The following is an 18,797-nucleotide window of genomic DNA, read 5'->3' on the forward strand; positions in this document are numbered from 1 at the left end:
CATGGTAGCATAGCGCCGCTTCCGCCCGCGATAAGTGGTCGCCGCTTTCTCAAGGCGGTATCCGGCTGACTTCAGGCCTCACTGTCATGCCCCTACCCCAACATAACCCCCTTCACCCCCGCGCCTTATCACAAAACCGGTCGTAACGCAAGGAAGCTATCCCAAGATTAAGCAACGTATCGAATTGTTGCAGGTGGGGAGGCGGGGTCACCGCTGGTGGGTGTTTTCGGTAAGAATACTCATAGGCCCTTTGTGTGACAGCGAGCTTATGTTCACCTACGTCAAGCCGTCTATCCGTCAATTGCAGCCGGAGAATGTGGAAAATCGCACTGTGATGCGGGTGGTGTATGTGGTGTTGGAACCGCAGTATCAAAGTGCGTTGACGGCGGCGGCACGGGATATCAACGCCCAACCGGGCAACCTGGCGGTGGAATTGCGGGGGTATTTGATTGAGGAGTTGCGCTCGCCGGAAAACTATCAACAATTTCAAGAAGACATTGCCCAGGCGGATGTTTTCATTGCGTCGTTGATTTTTGTGGAGGATTTGGCCCAAAAGATTGTGCAGGCGGTCACTCCCTACCGGGACAAGTTGCATGCGATTGTGGTGTTTCCGTCCCTGCCGGAGGTGATGCGGCTCAATAAGTTGGGGACGTTTTCTATGGCGCAGTTGGGCCAGTCGAAAAATGCCATTGCCCAATTCATGCGCAAGCGCAAGGAGGCTGGCGGGGGGTCGTTCCAGGAGGGGATGTTGAAACTGTTGCAAACCCTGCCTAAGGTATTGAAGTATTTGCCCATTGACAAGGCCCAGGATGCGCGCAATTTCCTGTTGAGTTTTCAGTACTGGTTGGGGGGGTCGAAGGAAAACCTGCGCAATTTCCTGCTGATGCTGGCGGATAAGTATTTGCCCCAGATGCAGGAAAAACTGGCCTTTCAAGAGCCGGTGACCTACCCGGAGATGGGGATTTGGCACCCTTTGGCGCCCCAGATGTTTACGTCCTTGGTGGACTACCTGCACTGGTACCAACAGCGGGCGGACATCGGCGAGGATTTGCGAGACCCCTTGGCGCCGACGGTGGGGTTGATTTTGCAGCGCACGCACCTGTTGACGGGGGATGACGCCCACTACGTGGCCATGGTGCAGGAGTTGGAGTGTTTGGGGGCGCGGGTGATTCCTGTGTTTGCGGGGGGGTTGGATTTTTCCAAGCCGGTGGAGGCCTATTTCTACCAACCCCAGGCGCCCCACAAACCCCTGGTGGATGTGGTGGTGTCCCTGACGGGGTTTGCCCTGGTGGGGGGGCCGGCGCGCCAGGACCATGGCAAGGCGGTGCAGGTGCTGCAAAAACTCAACCGTCCCTACCTGGTGGCGCTGCCGCTGGTGTTTCAAACGACGGAGGAATGGCGGGCCAGCGACCTGGGGCTGCATCCGATTCAGGTGGCGCTGCAAATGGCGATTCCCGAATTGGATGGGGCCATTGAACCGATTATTCTCTCGGGGCGGGATGGGGCCACGGGCAAGGCGATCGCGCTCCAGGACCGGGTGGCGCTGCTGGCTAAACGGGCGATGCGCTGGGTGCAGTTGCGCCGTAAACCCAAGTGTCAAAAGAAGATTGCCATTACGGTCTTTAGCTTCCCGCCGGATAAGGGAAATGTGGGTACGGCGGCCTATCTGGATGTCTTTGGCTCGATCTACCGGGTGTTGGAGGCGCTGAAAAACAACGGCTATGCGGTGGAGGATATGCCCGGGAGCGTTGAGGAGTTGATGGAGGCGGTTTTGCATGACCGGCAGGCGCTCGCCGGGAGTCCCAATCTGAACATTGCCTACCGGATGACGGTGGCGGAGTACGAGCGGTTGACGCCCTACCATGAGCGGATTACCCAGCAGTGGGGACCGCCGCCGGGCCAGCTCAACAGCGATGGGCAGCATTTGCTCATCTACGGCAAGCACTTTGGCCATGTGTTTATCGGGGTGCAGCCGACGTTTGGCTATGAAGGGGACCCGATACGGCTGCTGTTTTCCCGCTCGGCGTCTCCCCACCACGGTTTTGCTGCCTATTACACTTATCTCCAGCACGTCTGGCAGGCGGATGCGGTGTTGCACTTTGGCACCCACGGGTCGCTGGAGTTCATGCCGGGGAAACAGATGGGTCTGTCGGGGGATTGCTACCCGGATAATTTGATCGGGGAACTGCCCAATTTCTACTACTATGCGGCGAATAATCCGTCGGAAGCGACGATTGCCAAGCGGCGGGGCTATGCCACCACCATTAGTTACCTGACGCCGGCGGCGGACCAGGCGGGGTTGTACAAGGGGCTGCGGGAACTCAAGGACTTGATTGCGTCCTACCAAACCCTGAAAGATACGGGGCGGGGGCCGGCGATTATCAACAGCATTGTGGAGCAATGTCGGCTGGTGAATTTGGATCAGGACGTGCCGCTGCCGGAGGTGCCGGGGGAGGAATTAACGCCCCAACAGCGGGATGAATTGGTGGGCCGCATTTACCGGCAGTTGATGGACATCGAATCGCGGTTGTTGCCCTTTGGGTTGCATGTGATCGGCCAGCCGCCGTCGGCGCAGGAGGCGATTGCGACCCTGGTGGCAATTGCTAAGGTGGACCGGCCGGAGGAGGGCCTAGAGAGTCTGCCGCGCATTTTGGCCCGCAGTCTGGGACAGGATTTGGATGAGCTGTATCGCCGGAGCCAGCAGGGGGATTTGGCGGCGGTGGCATGGCTGGACCGGTTGCAGGCAGATACGTACCGGGCTATTACCACCCTGGTGGAAACGGTCACGGACCAGGAGGGTCGCCTGGGCCGAACGGCGCGGTTTAATTTCTTTGGGCTGGGGGCGCAGGAACCCTGGTTTCAGATGCTCAAGAAGGATTACCCCCGCTTGGAGCAGGTGCAGTTGCAGCCCCTGATGAATTACTTGGCCCAGGCGCTGGAGCTGATTACCGCCGATAACGAGTTAGGGGCGTTGCTCAAGGCGTTGGAGGGGGAATACATTACGCCGGGGCCGGGGGGTGACCCGGTGCGCACGCCGGAGGTGCTGCCGACGGGCAAAAACATCCATGCCTTGGACCCCCAAGCGATTCCCACGGCTGCGGCTATGGCCCAGGCGCGGCTGATCGTGGACCGGTTGCTGGAGCGCTATCGGCAGGAGTCGGGGGGGACCTGGCCGGAGAGCATCGCCATTACCCTGTGGGGGACGGACAACATCAAGACCTATGGGGAGTCCCTGGCCCAGGTGTTTTGGTTGGTGGGGGTCAAACCTATGCCCGATGCTCTGGGGCGGATGAACCGGTTGCAGTTGATCCCGCTGGAGGAGTTGGGCCGGCCCCGCATTGATGTGGTGGTCAATTGCTCGGGGGTGTTCCGGGATTTGTTTTTGAACCAGATGTATTTGCTGGACCAGGCGGTGAAGTTGGCGGCGGAGGCGGAGGAACCCCTAGAGTGGAACTTTGTGCGCAAGCACGCTCTGGAGCAGGCCCAGGAGTTGAACTTGCCGTTGCGGCAGGCGGCCACGCGGGTGTTTTCCAATGCTTCGGGGTCTTATGCCGCTAATGTCAACCTGGCGGTGGAAAACGGCACCTGGGAGCAGGAAAGTGATTTGCAGCAGATGTTTTTGACCCGCAAGTCCTATGCCTTTAATGCCGACTGTCCCGGGACGATGGAGCAGAACCTGGAGCTGTTTCAAAGCAGCTTGCGCCGGGTGGAGGTGACGCTGCAAAACCTGGATTCGTCGGAAATTTCTTTGACGGATGTGTCTCACTACTTTGATTCGGACCCGACCAAGGTGGTGGCCAGCTTACGCAACGACGGCAAAAAGCCCCAGGCCTACATCGCCGACACCACAACGCCGGACGGCCGGGTGCGGAGTTTGAGTGAGACGGTGCGCCTGGATGCTCGTACTAAACTGCTCAACCCCAAGTGGTACGAGGGGCTGCTCAAGCACGGCTACGAGGGGGTGCGGGAGATTGCCAAGCGGCTCAACAACACCCTGGGTTGGTCGGCTACAGCCGGGGCGGTGGACAACTGGATTTACGAGGAGGCCCACAACACCTACATCAACGACCCGCATATGCGCGAGCGCCTGCTGAATCTGAATCCCCATTCCTTCCGGCGGATGGTGGGCACGCTGTTGGAGGTGTATGGGCGGGGCTACTGGCAAACCAGCCCGGAAAACATTGCTCTGCTCCAGCAGTTGTATCAGGAGGTGGAGGACCGCATCGAAGGGGTCGCCTAGTTGCGCTTTCTGGGGATTGACCTGGGCTGGGTGTCGGGGCCGTCGGGACTTTGTTGCCTGGAGTGGGATGGGCAGGCTCTTGTTTTGCTCGACCTGGGCCGGCAACAACCCCTGGAGACGATCCTGGCCTGGGTGGACCGGTGGGCGCCGGAGGGACAGGCGGCGGGGGTGGCGGTGGATGCGCCGACGATCATTCCCAATGCCACGGGCATGCGTTTACCGGACCGGCTGACCCATCTGTATTTCCGGCGCTACCAGGCGGGGTGTTATCCGGCGAATTTGGGGCGGCCTTTTGCCCGGCGCACGGTGGGATTTGGGCAGGCCCTGTTGGCGCGCCAATTTCGCCATGGGGTGCACATCCAACCCCGTCGGCCCGACCGCTGGCAGATTGAGGTGTTTCCCCATCCGGCGGTGGTGCATTTGTTTGCCCTGCCGCGCATTCTCAAGTACAAGAAAGGGGGATTGGCCCAGCGACAACAGGAATTGCAAAAGCTACGGGATTTGCTGCTGCAACTCAAGGGGGGCGAACCGGCCTTGAACCTGAGGGATTTACCGGCCATTCCCAGCACCACTGCTGCCCTAAAGGTCTTAGAGGATCAGTTGGATGCCTTGGTGTGCGCCTATGTTGCTGCTTACTGGTGGTACTGGGGACGCCAAAAAAACCAGGTTCTGGGCAATGAACAGGAGGGCTACATCGTAGTGCCGCAGCAACCGGTTTCAGTGGAATAAGTCGGCTACTTCCTCGGCAAAACTCTGCACCCGTACGAACTCAAAGGGTCCGGCGACGGCACCCCACACTTGGGCATCGGTTTCCGGGTCCCGGCCCCGGTCCCAGCTCAAAAATTCCCGGTCGTTGACCCTGAATTCGCTATCGAGGTAGGTCCGTTTGCCCCGCCGCTCCACCCAGCAGCATTTGCCCTCCACCCGGCCGTGAAAGCTCTGGCCGTCCCAGGTGACGATCATGTTGCAACCGGGCAGGTGGACTAACCGGTCGGCCGTCAGGGCCTGGAGACGTTCTTTTTGGCGAGCCGCGCCGTAAAATTCGACCTCGTCCCGCACCAGGTAATTTTCGATTTCCAGGTGGTCGTTGACGGTGTGGATTTTGAGCACCCGTACCCGGTAGGGGTGGTGGAGTTCATAGTTGTAGGCTTGTTCGACGTACAGGCTAAGTCCGTTGAGCAGGGACCAGGGCAGGGGGCGCATGCACACGCGGATGTGGGCAAAAAAAGGGGGATTGGCGAAGGCCTGGGCCTGGTTACTGAAATCGGCGGCCAACCACCGGGCCAGGGTCCACTGATCAGTCGGATGGGTCATACACTACCATGGGAGCAAGGGGCGCTAGATTGATTGTAGGGTCTGGGGGAGACGGGTGAACACGGGATGGCGATTTTGGCTGGGCTGGCTCATTCTTCTCCTGTTGCTGGGTAATCTGGGGTTGCAGGGATTGGTGCGGGGGTTGGTGGTCCTGCTGGTGTTTTTCATCGTGGCACCGCCCCTGTTGCTCTGGGGGTTGCGTTGGTGGGTGCGTCGCCAAATCGCCGTTGGCCCCTGTCCGGTGTGCAGTACCTCCCTCCAGGGCTGGAACCAAACCCAGACCCAATGCCCCCACTGCGGCGAACGGTTGCAGGTGAAAAATGGACAGTTCCAGCGCCTCACGCCCCCGGGTACGGTGGAGGTGGAAGCGGTGGAAGTGCCGGAGAACTAGCGCGGATGTCCCTAGCTGCCCTGCGTCAGGTCCAACGGTCCGCCGGCGCCCAGTTCCATCCCGATGGGTACCCCTGGTGCTTTGGGCGGGAAATCCCCACGCGCGACCAATTGGAACGGGGGGTGATTTTGTTGGACCGCAGCCACTGGGGACGGCTGTTGCTCCAGGGGGCCGACCGGGTCCGTTACCTGCACAACCAAAGTACGAACAACATCCAAGCTCTCCAGGTGGGTCAAGGTGGCGATACGGTTTTGGTGACCCCTACTGCCCGGACGATAGATTTGGTGAGCGCCTACCTGGAGCCGGAGCAGATTCGTTTGCTGGTTTCGCCAGGGCAACGGCAGCGTATCCGACAATGGCTGGAAAAGTACATCTTTTTTGCTGACCAGGTGACGCTTACGGACGACAGCGAGGCCACGGCCATGTTCACGCTGCTAGGACCGGGGAGTCAGGCTTTGCTGGACCAACTGGGGGCGAGTGATTTAACGGCTCAACCGGTCGGCCATCACCGGGTGGTGACGTGGGCCGGTCACCCCTTGTGGATCGCTGTCGGCAGCGGTTTGGTGACCAGGGGTTATACGGTCATCCTGCCGGTGGCCATGGCGGCAGATCTGTGGCAGGGGTGGGTGCAGCAGGGGGCCATACCTTGGGGGGAGCAGGCCTGGGAGTGGTTGCGCATTGCCCAGGGGCGACCGGCAGTGGGCGCTGAACTCACGGAGGATTACAACCCCTTGGAAGCCGGGTTGTGGCATTGCGTATGTCTGCAGAAGGGCTGCTATATCGGGCAGGAGACCCTGGCGCGCCTCAACACCTACAAGGGGGTCAAACAACAGCTCTGGGGACTCCAGCTCACCGCACCGGCTACCCCAGGAACCCCTATCTACCTTGGGGACGAAAAGGTGGGCGTGCTCACCAGCTATACCCATTATTTCGGCCAAGAACACCGGGGACTGGGTTATATCCGCACCCGGGCGGGGGGCGCCGGCTTGACAGTCCGGGTGGGGGAACAAACCGCCACCGTGACCGATTTACCCTTTGCCCACCGGGGTTACCTGGCCCAGTTGCAGGGGTAATTGTTCCGCCGGGGGGATGGACCACTCGGGTTCGGTGCCGTTGAGCAGGGCTTGGGCCGCCAGGAGTAGATCGTTTTTCAGGGGTTGTAGTTGCTCTATTTCGTCAACGTATTGGGCCAGGACGGTCATGGGGTCGAGCACCTGACTCAAATCCACCTGGGTTAGGCGCTGGCGGGGTTGGTCCGTGACGATCTCCGGCTGCAAGGTGAAGTAATGGGCTGCCGCTAGGGCCTTTTGCAATTCCCCCACATTGATCAGGGCCTGTTGGGGCTGGCGAATCCGGTACATCACCCGCACCAGGGCATCAGCGATCGGCGTTTTGGCAATTTCGGCCAGTAGGGTCGCCTGGGGGTCGGCCGCCTGGGTCAAATCCGCCTGAATCGTGTACATAGGCCGGGTGGGCAAGGGGCAAAATTGCCAGCGGGTTTCCGTGGGTTCAATGTCCACCAAAACATACCCTTTGGCTTCTTTTTCCTCCCCAAAATCCACCCGCTCGATGCTGCCGGCATAGACCACCGGCGGTTCCGTCCAGAGCACCTGATGGCGATGTACATGCCCCAGGGCCACATAGCGAAAACAGGGCTGCGCCACCAGCGACAGGGGCACCGTAAACGTTTTACCGGGTGATAAGAACCGCTCTGCCCCCAACACCGCCTGCTCCACCATCACATGGGCCGCCAAAATGGCCGGAATGTCCGGGTCCAAACCGACAATTTCCCCCTCCAGTACCTCCCGCAATCGCTTGAGCAATAGGTTGTTGATGTCGTCCATGGATAAGCCCTGGGTTTCCGGCTTGGTCAGCAGCATGGAATGGGTAATCCAGGGCAGGGTGACCACCTGTAAGGGACCGTTGCGGGTTGTCAGGGTGTAGGTGGCTAGGGATTCCCCTACAATCACGCCCGGCACGTTCAACGCCCGATAAATGGACAGGGATGCCCCACCTTCCCCCTGCTTGTGCTGGTCGTGATTGCCCACCAACAGGACCACCGGAATTTGGGCCGCCACTGCCCGTAAAAATTGCCGGGCCAACAATTCTTGAATCACCGGCGGCGGTGTAGCGTCAGGAAAAGCATCTCCGGTAAACAACACCACATCCACCGGCAAGGCCAACGCCTGGTCCATCGCCGTTGCCAGCGCCCGGTAAACATCCTCCACCCGCGTATTCAAACCAGTCTGGGGATTGAGTCGCCCGTAACTTTGCCCACTGCCCAGGTGAATATCCGACAAATGCAGAATCCGCATGCCCATTGCCGACCCCCCTTTTTCCCCATTATGGCTTAGGAAATGCCCCTGTCCTTGAGCACCTGGCCGATGAGATACAAAGACCCGGTAATCACCGGCGTATATCCCTGGGGCGTGGCCGCTACCGCCTCCTGAACATGCTGATAAACCTGCACGGCTAGGTCTGGACAAAGGCATCGGCTGACCTCACGCAACGCCACCGGTTCGTGGTAAGCATGGCCGGGAATCGGTACAAAACTCACCCGGTCCCCCGGACGCAACAGCCGCCCTAAAATAGCCGGAGCATCCTTACTGGCCAGTAGCCCCATCACCCAATGCACCGGCATCAAATGCTCCTGGTCAATGTAGCGTCGCAACGTCTCCGCCCCCTCGGGATTGTGCGCCCCGTCGAGTAACACCTTTTGCCCCCCCCACGTGACCCACTGCAACCGTCCCGGCCAGCGGGTTTGGGCCATCCCCCGTTGCACTTTTTCTACCGGCAAATCCCATCCCTGCTGGCGCAGTTGGTTAGCAATTGCCAAAGCAATGCAGGCATTTTGTTTTTGATGCTCACCCAGCAAGGGAATGGGGTAATCATCACCCTGAAAACGCAGGATATTTCCGGGGGTGCTATCCGGCGGTTCCACCACCACCAACGGGCAAGCCAAGCGCCGGGCCAGGTCATCAATCACCGCCGCCGCCGCCGCTGCCATCGGCCCCCGCACCAGGGGACGCCCCGGCTTCAAAATCCCTGCTTTTTCCCGGGCAATATCCGCCAGCGTGGGACCCAAGCGCTCCTGATGGTCGAACCCAATGGACGTAATCACCGTCACCAGGGGATGGTCGAGCACGTTGGTGGCATCCAAACGCCCCCCCAATCCCACCTCAATCACCCCGATGTCCACCTGTTGTTCCGCAAAATAGACCCACATCAGGGCCGTGATGGCCTCAAATTCCGTGATGGACAACGCCTGGGCCTCCACCACCTGGTGAATCCGTTGCAAAATACGCCACCAATCCCCCTCCGTGATCGGCTGGCCGTTGATTTGCACCCGCTCCTGGTAGCGCACCAGATGGGGGGAAATATACAGTCCCGTGCGGTAGCCACAGGCCGTGAGTATGTGGGCCAGGTAGGCGCAAACCGACCCCTTACCGTTGGTCCCCGCCACATGTACAGCCGGCACCCGGTTTTGGGGTTGGCCCAGATGGTCCAGCAACCGCCGAATACGCTCCAACCCCAACGTAATGCCAAACCGTTGTAGCCCCTGAAAAAACGCCCGAACGTCCCCCATGAACTAGCGCAGCAACCGATAGTAGTCCTGAATCGTTTTGGGAGCCGGCATTCCCCCCCGCAAAGCGCGAATCGCCGCCACCGTCGCCCGGGCGCCCGCCAACGTCGTCACCAAGGGAATCTTATAGGCCAAGGCCGTGCGGCGAATCAATTGCCCATCCGCGTAGGCATCCTCCCCCGATGGCGTGTTAAGAATCAGGTGAATCTGCCCATTTTTCATCCAATCAATCACATGGGGGCGGCCCTCGTGCAACTTGAACACATGCTCCACCGGCAAACCGTGAGCCAACAGCACCTGCCGCGTCCCTTGAGTCGCCACCACCTCAAACCCCAGCTCCACCAACTCCCGGATAATCGGCACCGCCCCCTGTTTATCCCGGTCATTGAAGGACGCAAACACCCGCCCCGACAACGGCAGATGTTGCCCCGCCGCAATTTGGGACTTGGCGTAGGCTTGACCAAAATCCGGCGCTATCCCCATCACCTCCCCCGTCGAGCGCATCTCCGGCCCCAGGATCAAATCCGTACCAGGGAACTTTTCAAAGGGCAGCACCACCTCCTTGACCGAGTAGTAAGGGGGGACCACCTCCTGGGTGAATCCCACATCCCTAAGCCGCTCACCCGCCATCACCCGCGCCGCCAGCTTTGCCAGGGGAATGCCCGTCGCCTTGGCAATAAAGGGCACCGTCCGTGACGCCCGGGGATTGGCCTCCAACACATACACCTGCTCCCCCTGAATGGCAAACTGCACATTCATCAACCCCACCACGTTCAACCGCTGCGCCAGGGCACAGGTCCAGGTGCGAATTTGCGCCAACACCCGCTCCGATAACGAGTACGTCGGCAGCACACAGGCCGAATCCCCCGAGTGAACCCCCGCCTGTTCGATGTGCTCTAAAATGCCGCCGATGACCACCATTCCCTCTTGGTCCCGCAGGGCATCCACATCCACTTCAATGGCATTTTCCAAAAACTTATCCACCAAAATGGGGTGGTCCGGCTCCACCTGCACCGCCGTTTTCATATAGCGTTCCAGTTCGCCATCGGAATAGACGATTTCCATCGCCCGCCCCCCCAGCACATAACTGGGCCGCACCACCACCGGATAACCCAATCGCCGAGCGACCTGTAGGGCTTCCTGTTCGTTGTGGGCAATGCCGTTGGGGGGCTGTTGGATGCCCAACTCCTGGAGCAGGCGCCCAAACTTCTCCCGGTCCTCGGCAATGTCAATCGAGATGGGCGATGTCCCCCAAATACGGGTGGGCAACTCCGGTCGTTCGTTCAGGGCCTGATACAAAGGCAAAGCCAGTTTCAAGGGCGTTTGACCCCCGAATTGCACAATCACCCCCACCGGCTTTTCCGCCTCCAGAATATTCAACACATCCTCTAAAGTCAGGGGTTCAAAGTACAGCCGGTCACTGGTGTCGTAGTCCGTGGAAACCGTCTCCGGGTTGGAATTGACCATGATGGTCTCGTAGCCCCGTTCCTTCAGGGCAAAGGCGGCGTGACAACAGCAGTAGTCGAACTCAATTCCCTGGCCGATGCGGTTAGGGCCACCCCCCAAAATCACCACCTTGGGCTTATCCGTCGGACGCACCTCCGTTTCCTGCTCGTAGGTGGAGTAGTGGTAGGGGGTATAGGCCTCAAATTCCGCCGCACAGGTGTCCACCGTTTTATAGACCGGCACCACCCCGCTGCGCTGGCGCTGGGCGCGGATTTCCGCCTCCGTTTTGCGAGTAGCAAAGGCAATCTGCCGGTCGCTAAAGCCCTTTTGCTTAATCAGCTGCCAGTCCTCCTCCGTAAACTTGTCCAAGGGCGTCATTTTCAGGTAGCGTTCCGTATGGAGCAGGTCCGCCATTTCCCGCAAAAACCAGGGGTCAATGCCCGTGAGTTCGTAAATCTCCTCCACGGTTAACCCCAGCAACAAAGCATGGCGGATGTGGAAAATGCGGTCCGGGTTAGGAATGCGCAAATAGGCCCGCACCTGCTCAATCGTGGGCAACACCTCCGCACCATCACACCCCCAGCCCGCCCGCCCCGTCTCCAGGGAGCGAATCGCCTTTTGCAACGACTCCTGAAACGTGCGCCCGATAGCCATCGCCTCCCCCACCGATCTCATCTGGGTCGTCAGATGGGGCGTAGCACCAGGAAATTTCTCAAACGTAAAGCGGGGAATTTTGGTGACCACGTAGTCAATGCTAGGCTCAAAACAAGCAGGCGTCTTCTTGGTGATGTCGTTGGTCAACTCCGGCAGGGTATAACCCACGGCCAACTTGGCGGCAATTTTAGCGATGGGAAAACCAGTGGCCTTGGACGCCAAAGCCGAACTGCGCGAAACCCGGGGATTCATTTCGATCACCACCACATCACCATTTTGGGGATTCACGGCAAATTGAATGTTGGACCCCCCTGTTTCCACCCCGATTTCCCGGATGATGCGAATGGCATAGTCCCGCAGGCGTTGGTACTCCTTATCGGTCAAGGTTTGCGCCGGTGCCACCGTAATCGAATCCCCCGTATGCACCCCCATTGGGTCCACATTTTCGATCGAGCAAATAATCACCACGTTATCGGCCAAATCCCGCATTACCTCCAGTTCAAACTCCTTCCAGCCCAGGAGCGACTGTTCGATGAGAATTTGCGAGACAGGACTGGCCTCCAAACCGGCCCGGGCGATCTGCTCAAACTCCTCTTGGTTATAGGCAATCCCCCCGCCGGTTCCCCCTAAGGTAAACGCCGGACGAATGATCAACGGATAGGTATTAATTTGCTGGGCAATCTGTTGCGCTTCCTCCCAGCTTTCCGCCAGTCCCGATGGGCACACCTGCAAGCCGATGCGCTGCATGGCCTCCTTAAAAAGCCGGCGGTCTTCGGCCTTTTCAATAGCGCTCAATTTCGCCCCAATCAATTCCACCCCATATTGTTCCAGGACCCCCGTTTTGGCCAAACGCACCGCCAGGTTCAAGGCCGTTTGTCCCCCCATAGTCGGCAGCAGGGCCTGGGGCTGCTCCTGGGCAATCACCTGAGTCAGGGTTTCCACCGTCAACGGCTCGATGTAGGTGCGGTCGGCCATATCCGGGTCGGTCATGATGGTGGCCGGGTTAGAGTTGACCAGCACCACCTGATACCCCTCCTCCCGCAGAGCCTTGCACGCTTGGGTACCGGAGTAATCAAACTCGCAGGCCTGGCCGATCACAATGGGGCCGGAACCGATGAGCAAAATTTTTTCGATGTCCGTGCGCCGGGGCATGGCTACTCCTCAAGGGGGACAACGGTCTCGATACAACACCATGTAATCCACGATAATCCGCCGGGCAGCGGGACGTAAATCGTTGTTGAGGGTGCGATTGCGCTGGGTTTCATCGGCTAAACGCTACACGCGACACCACTCCCCCGCCTGGGTCATTACCATCTGGGCGCGAATACGCATCAAGGCAACGATTTGGCGGTTACGTAAAGGGCATGGCGCGCTCGGGACGAAATAGCCATCCATCACCGTTAGATAAGCCACGGCAAACACTTCATCCGGGGTGAATTTTACCAAGTTCCACTCGCCATAACGGTTGCCCAGAAATTGCTCACAAATGCGGACATTTTGTTTCCCTTCCACCCGCCAGGATAAGGCATTAATCAAAGCAGCTTGGCAGTCCACCGGCTGGTGAGGACCGGATAAAAATTCGGCCATTTCTGGCGTTAAAACTCCCTTGGTCCGGGCCGTGCGCACCAAAGGAATATCGAGATAGGCATCGGCAATAGGCATAGAGGTGAGCGGTGAATCAGCGCGGGCGGGTGTCCCCATAGCCCCTAGCACCAGTAACACCAAGCTTAGCAAGCGCTGACGATTCATCCCCATCCCCGGCTTTTTCCTTAACATATCATACGCGGGTCATGGACCTGGGTTTTGTTCAGCAATAAACAATTGATACCCCAGGCGATGGACGGTACGGATGCCCAAACCGGGGGGTAATTTTTTGCGCAGGCTGAGCAGGTGGGTATCCAGGGAGCGCCCCGTCTGCTGGCCCCAGACCCGCTCCTGCAACACCTGGCGCGGCACCACCTCCCCTTGGCCCTGGACCAGCAACGCCAGGAGTTGAAATTCGTGGGGCGTCAAAGGCAGCGCCTGGTCTCGGTAAAACCCCCGCTGGGCCAGCAGATCCAACGTCAAATCCCCGTAGGTCAAGATAGGTTTTCCCCGCTGCCAACGCCGCACCAATGCCTGCACCCGCGCCCTGAACTGGGCTAGGCCAAAGGGTTTCACCAGATAGTCGTCCGCCCCAGCCTCCAACCCAGCAACGATGTCCCGTTCTTGATTGCGCGCCGAAAGGACCAACAACATGCCCTGCTGCCGTTGGGACCACCAGCGAGCCAAGTGCAACCCCTCATCCCAGGCCTGGGGCCAGTCCAAGTCCAGTACCCACAGGGCGCCCAGTTGCGTCTGAGTATAGCCTTGGGCCAGACTGTCCAGCAGCGTCACCCGATAGCCCGCTTCTTGCAAATGCCACCCCAACAACAGGCGCAGTTGCCGGTTGGGAATCAGCAGGATGATAGGCAACGATGCTACCCCACCGTTGGCTCAACCCTGGATTATACCGGCGACCCGTTGCTGGGCCTATGGCGGTTTACAATGGGGGTGGGTTGGGGGTCACAATCTATGAGCCGCTTAACCAGACACCAGCAGGCACGCCGGGCCCTCGCCGTAAACACGTCCCTGTTTGTCATAGCTTCGGCAGCCTTGGCGGTCATCCTCCTGGGGGACATCCTGCGCCATCTGGTCGCCGGGAGCGCTTGGGGGTGGTGGGGGATGACTCTGACGTTGGTGTTGTGGCTGCTGCTGGGCTGGGGCAATTTCCGGGGAGCGTGGCGGTCCTTTAGTCGTATGGCCTACGGTACCTCCCAATTCCAGGGATTCTTGAGTTGGTTATCGTCATGGCTGCTGGCTTGGCTAGCCTGGTGGCTGTAGGTCTCGCCTACCAATCGCAAAGGGTGCGGATTTGCTGACGACACTGGCTAGTGGCCACCCGCAGAGTCTCCTGGGTGCGCTGGTACTCGCCGGCGTTGCCCTGCTGGAGGTACAGATCCGCCGCCCGGCGCAAGTCCTCAATGCCCTCCCGCACCTGCCGCTGGTTGTAGCGCAGCACCCCCCGGTTGTAAAAGGCCTCGGCGTAGGTGGGACGCAACTCAATAGCCCGGCTGTAGTCTTCGATGGCACCGGCTCTGTCGCCCAGAGCAGAACGGGCTAACCCCCGCCCCACATAGGGTTCCGGGTAACTGGGGTCCAGCCGAATGGCCTGGTCAAAGTCCTGGATGGCTCCCTGCTGGTCCCGTTGGATGTAGCGCATCACTCCCCGCGTAGCATAGGCCGCCGCATAGTTGGGGTTAGCCCGCAGTGCCTGTGTCAATTGGTTCAACGCCCCGGCAATATCCCCCTGGCGATACCGCTCACTAGCCAGCAGGTAAAAATCATCAGCCCGGTTGGGATTGACCGCTACCCGAGGTGCCGCAGTCAGGTTAGGTTTCACCGGACGCGGTGCCCAACTAAGATAGGTGTTGATGGGAATCCCCAGATTAAAACCAGTTTTGACATAGACCATCTCCCCCTGCCGCTCGAGTTGCCCACCGTCGGCCCGCCCATGCACCCCCACCAATCTAGCCTGGCTATCTAGAACCGGCCCGCCACTCATCCCCGGCAGCGTGGGGTTGCTGTACACCAAACCATACCCATCGGCCAACGGACGGCTGGCATTGGCTGTAACGCGCCCCACCGTGAAGTTATAAATCGGCTCAGTAATTGCCGGCCCCCGCTGGGGAAACCCCGCCACATACACCGGACTACCCTCGACAAGTTTACTGGCATCCCCCACCATCGCCACGGGATAGGTCCTGTCAGTCGTAAACTTCGCCGTTGCCAGGTCCACGCCGGCCAGCTTTTGCACCGTATCGTATTTCAGGGGATGGCGTTGACCGTCAGGGGTAACGACGTCGTACTCGTCCTGCACCGGCACCACATGGGCGGCTGTAAGTACAGTGTAGGTATTCCCCTCGCGACTCAGCAGGACTCCCGACCCCGGATTGACCCCATCAATCAAGACCGTAATGCCCTTGGCAACCCTAGAAACAGCCGTTGCCGGGTCCGCCGAGTCTAGAGGACGCTGTCCGAGCACCAGCACCGCACCCAGCATCAAACCCAGCCCTAGCGCCCCTGCCCTCATGTCAGTCCTCCCCCGCCCTTGCCCTCCCATTATAGGCCGGCGGCGCCGTCTCCCAAATTTGGTGAGGACGCCCCAGAGCGATGCCATGTTCTGCCAGCGCCTGAATCACCCGCCGACGAAATTCCCGTTCAACAGCCCACTGTTGTCCCGGTTGCGTTTTGAGCCACACCCGCAGCAGCAAGCCATCGTGGCGGGCCGCATCAATCCCCAGCACCTCCGGTCGTTCTAGCAATCGCTGGCGCCAATCCGGGTCGGCATAAAGGGCTTGGGTCACCTGTTTGAGCACCTCTAGCGCCTGGGTCGGGTCCGTTTGACAATCCACCAAAATCTCAAAATTCACCCGCGACCACAGGCGCGTCAGATTCGACACCTTGACAATACTGCTATTGGGAATGGTAATGAGGCATCCTTCGGGATTGCGGAGCTGGGTAATGCGTAAGCTCATGCTTTCCACCGCACCGCTGTATTCCCCAATCTGCACCACATCACCGATGCCAAACTGGTCCTCCCACAGGATGAGCAAACCATTGATGATGTCTTTGATCACGTTTTGGGACCCCAGGGAAATCGCCAGCGCCAGCAACCCCCCAACAGCGAACAGGGAACTCACCGGCACGCCCAGGGTATTCAATATGTACCCGGCCCGCACCAGATAAATCCCCGCCGTCTTGACCCCGCGCAAGGTTTGAATCGTGGTGGAAATCCGCAAGGACCGCCGATTCAGTTCCTTGACGTCGAACAGGTCGTAGGCTTCCCAGACTTTTTGCAGACGGTCAATCAACAGGTCAGTGACTTTGCCGGCCAACCCCGTGAGGAACCAAACCCCCAACCACAGCAGGGGCAACCGCAAAACCGCCATCGAAACGCCGCGGGTTTGGGGGAAGATAGCCAGGATATAGGCCAGCCCCGCCAACCAGATCCCCATTTGCAGCCACACCAGTAAATAGCCGATGAAAGCCCACAACCGGTAGCGCTGCACCCGACCGAAATGGGGACTGAGGACCTGGGGTAAGGGGGTAGGAGCAGTCGAGGACTCCTGGACCAAACGCCGGTGCAATCGGTCCTGCTGACGACGCCCATATCTCTGCAAAACCAGCACCAACAAGCTCGCCATCAGGGCCAGCCCCAGGATTTTCAGGGCTTGGAGCAATTGCTGCACCAGGGCTTGGGGCGTGCGCTGGCGAATTGCCTCCTGCAACGTTGTCTGGATAATGTCTCGCCACTGTTGGGCCAAGGCCGAAACCGGCAGGCCGTTGAACGAGGCATCCCACTCGGTCACTGTCAGGATGGTGATATTTTGTTGTTGCCCCTCCGTCCGGCCCAGCAGCACCACCTCATTGTTGAGCGTCGCCACGGCAATCAACACCTGGGGTTCCCGCTGGTCCAGGAGATGTTGGGTGTAGGGGTGAATGATGCGCCTTAGGTTAGCCTTGATCAGTTCTGCCCGCACTTCCACCGGGATGAGCGTACCTGGATTATTGCGGTCCCGCACTGTCGGCGAGGCGATGGTGAATAACACGCGCCCGTCAAACACCACATTCGTCACCTCAATGTTGCCGTAGCGGGTGACACCGGGTGGCGGCAGGGTAGGAGGCCCGGACTGGGGTAGGGCCAACTGGGCATTCACCGCCGGAGTTACCCAAAGCAGCAGCCATCCCAGCCCCACGGCTACCAGTAGAGACAACCATTGCCGTCGCTTCATAGGTGCAAATGGACCCATGTGCGAATAGTAGTTGCAGAGTTGTTCTTGTAAGTTCCCCTGGCCTATAGGCGGACAACTCCCATCCCGGCCAGCCACTCAATCAACTACTTAATCAAGTCAAAGATGCGGAACATCGGCAAATACATGGCCACCAAAACTGAACCCACCAGCCCCCCCAACACGACAATCATCATCGGCTCCATGATGCTGGTGAGGGCCTTAACAGCCGCTTCCACTTCGGCCTCGTAAAAATCTGCCACCTTGGTGATCATGGCGTCCAGTTCCCCGGTTTCTTCCCCCACACTGATCATCTGAATCGCCATGTTAGGAAACACTTTGGCCTTGTCTAACGCTACAGAGATGAGACCTCCGGCTTGAATCTCTGCCCGCGCCGCCTCAATGGCATTGGCAATGATCTGGTTACCTGCCGTATCCCGCACGATTTCTAAGGAAGTCAACACCGGCACCCCCGAACGGGACAGGGAACCAAACGTTCGGCTAAAACGGGCCACCGCATTTTTACGAATCAAATCCCCAAAAATCGGCAAGTTCAAAGCCAGCCGGTCAATCAATTCCCGCCCGGCCCGTGTGCGGTAGGCTGTTGTATAGCCAAAGACCGCCGCCGCCACCAACCCCACCACTATGGCCAAGTTCACCGGATTGCGCATCCACTGGCTAAGATTGACCATAAACTGGGTAAAGGCCGGCAACTCCCCCCCCAAGCTAGCAAAAATATCCCCAAAAATGGGAATCAAAAACAGTACCATCCCCAAAAACACAGCAATCGCAATTAACGCCACCGCCACCGGATAGGCCATCGCTGATTTGATCTGCTGTTCCAGGCGAGCCGCATCCTCCAATAGTTTGGCCAACCGGTTTAACACCTCATCCAGAACCCCCCCTGCTTCCCCCGCCTGGATCATAGCGACATAGAGGTTATCAAAGACTTCTGGATGTTGCCGCATGGCCTCCGATAGGCTCGTCCCCTGCTGGACATCGGCACTGACCGCCGCCAGCACCTTCTTCATCTTGGGATTGGTCTGCTGTTCCACCAAAATAGCTAACCCCCGCGCCAGGGGCACACCGGCATTGACCAGCGCCGCAAACTGACGGGAAAAAAGCGCCTTATCCTTAACCGTAACCGTACTCAAAAAGGAAATATCAATTTCAGTCTTGAAGGGGTCAAAAGGCTGGACCTCCTTAATTTCCTGCACAAAAAAGCCTTGCTCCCGCAGGATACCACGGGCTTCCTTCAGGTCTGTCGCCTTTACCCGCCGTTCCCGAGAACGACCTTGGGCATCCCGTACACGGGCCAAATAGGTGGTGGGCATACGCACTGACCTCCAAAAACGTCTA

General features: G+C 59.1%; 14 protein-coding genes. 5 read left to right on the forward strand and 9 right to left on the reverse strand.

The window, feature by feature from the left end; genetic code table 11:
- The first annotated feature begins 268 nt into the window (after nucleotides 1-268).
- Both Q6L55_07050 and Q6L55_07055 read left to right on the forward strand, forming a co-directional pair.
- Nucleotides 269-4,240 (forward strand): magnesium chelatase subunit H, encoded by a 3,972-nt coding sequence (locus Q6L55_07050; GenBank protein ID MEN9258467.1) that lies wholly within the window; start codon nucleotides 269-271, stop codon nucleotides 4,238-4,240.
- A complete protein-coding gene (locus Q6L55_07055) occupies nucleotides 4,241-4,969 on the forward strand; it encodes a DUF429 domain-containing protein (protein ID MEN9258468.1) in 729 nt (242 codons plus the stop codon).
- Here the strand turns inward: Q6L55_07055 and Q6L55_07060 are convergent.
- Nucleotides 4,958-5,554: a chromophore lyase CpcT/CpeT gene (locus tag Q6L55_07060; GenBank protein MEN9258469.1), complete on the reverse strand. Its 597-nt coding sequence runs from the start codon at nucleotides 5,552-5,554 to the stop codon at nucleotides 4,958-4,960. The genes Q6L55_07055 and Q6L55_07060 overlap by 12 nt on opposite strands.
- Before the next feature lie 55 nt (nucleotides 5,555-5,609).
- On the opposite strand from Q6L55_07060, the gene Q6L55_07065 reads away from it, so the two are divergent.
- Together Q6L55_07065 and Q6L55_07070 are read left to right on the forward strand one after the other, a co-directional pair.
- Nucleotides 5,610-5,945, forward strand: coding sequence for a hypothetical protein (locus Q6L55_07065; GenBank protein ID MEN9258470.1), 336 nt, complete (start codon nucleotides 5,610-5,612; stop codon nucleotides 5,943-5,945).
- A gap of 5 nt (nucleotides 5,946-5,950) precedes the next feature.
- Entirely contained in the window at nucleotides 5,951-7,018 is a 1,068-nt protein-coding gene (locus tag Q6L55_07070) for a hypothetical protein (protein ID MEN9258471.1), read from the forward strand.
- Here the strand turns inward: Q6L55_07070 and Q6L55_07075 are convergent.
- From Q6L55_07075 to Q6L55_07095, 5 genes are all read right to left on the reverse strand, one after another.
- Nucleotides 6,974-8,260: an exonuclease SbcCD subunit D gene (locus Q6L55_07075; GenBank protein MEN9258472.1), complete on the reverse strand. Its 1,287-nt coding sequence runs from the start codon at nucleotides 8,258-8,260 to the stop codon at nucleotides 6,974-6,976. The two genes, Q6L55_07070 and Q6L55_07075, sit on opposite strands and share 45 nt — an antisense overlap.
- 35 nt (nucleotides 8,261-8,295) lie before the next feature.
- Nucleotides 8,296-9,531, reverse strand: a complete 1,236-nt coding sequence (locus Q6L55_07080; GenBank protein ID MEN9258473.1) for a folylpolyglutamate synthase/dihydrofolate synthase family protein — start codon at nucleotides 9,529-9,531, stop codon at nucleotides 8,296-8,298.
- A 3-nt stretch (nucleotides 9,532-9,534) separates the two neighbouring features.
- Complete coding sequence (gene carB / locus Q6L55_07085) at nucleotides 9,535-12,780, reverse strand: carbamoyl-phosphate synthase large subunit (protein ID MEN9258474.1); 3,246 nt, start codon at nucleotides 12,778-12,780, stop codon at nucleotides 9,535-9,537.
- Nucleotides 12,781-12,903: 123 nt separating this feature from the next.
- Nucleotides 12,904-13,377: a hypothetical protein gene (locus tag Q6L55_07090; GenBank protein ID MEN9258475.1), complete on the reverse strand. Its 474-nt coding sequence runs from the start codon at nucleotides 13,375-13,377 to the stop codon at nucleotides 12,904-12,906.
- Between the two features lie 39 nt (nucleotides 13,378-13,416).
- Nucleotides 13,417-14,082 (reverse strand): response regulator transcription factor, encoded by a 666-nt coding sequence (locus tag Q6L55_07095; GenBank protein MEN9258476.1) that lies wholly within the window; start codon nucleotides 14,080-14,082, stop codon nucleotides 13,417-13,419.
- 99 nt (nucleotides 14,083-14,181) lie between these two features.
- Here Q6L55_07095 and Q6L55_07100 point away from each other — a divergent pair, with 99 nt between their 5' ends.
- The gene (locus Q6L55_07100) at nucleotides 14,182-14,490 is read left to right on the forward strand and encodes a hypothetical protein (GenBank protein ID MEN9258477.1); all 309 of its coding nucleotides are present in this window, start codon (nucleotides 14,182-14,184) and stop codon (nucleotides 14,488-14,490) included.
- 7 nt (nucleotides 14,491-14,497) lie between these two features.
- On the opposite strand, the gene Q6L55_07105 is transcribed toward Q6L55_07100, so the two are convergent.
- The 3 genes from Q6L55_07105 to Q6L55_07115 form a co-directional block, all read right to left on the reverse strand.
- Nucleotides 14,498-15,739, reverse strand: coding sequence for a tetratricopeptide repeat protein (locus tag Q6L55_07105; protein ID MEN9258478.1), 1,242 nt, complete (start codon nucleotides 15,737-15,739; stop codon nucleotides 14,498-14,500).
- Nucleotide 15,740: 1 nt separating this feature from the next.
- Nucleotides 15,741-17,441 (reverse strand): mechanosensitive ion channel family protein, encoded by a 1,701-nt coding sequence (locus Q6L55_07110; protein MEN9258479.1) that lies wholly within the window; start codon nucleotides 17,439-17,441, stop codon nucleotides 15,741-15,743.
- Nucleotides 17,442-17,545: 104 nt separating this feature from the next.
- Nucleotides 17,546-18,772, reverse strand: a complete 1,227-nt coding sequence (locus Q6L55_07115) for a type II secretion system F family protein (GenBank protein ID MEN9258480.1) — start codon at nucleotides 18,770-18,772, stop codon at nucleotides 17,546-17,548.
- Nucleotides 18,773-18,797: the final 25 nt, after the last annotated feature.

Source organism: Gloeomargarita sp. SRBZ-1_bins_9, assembly GCA_039794565.1.
In the GTDB taxonomy this organism is placed as follows: domain Bacteria; phylum Cyanobacteriota; class Cyanobacteriia; order Gloeomargaritales; family Gloeomargaritaceae; genus Gloeomargarita.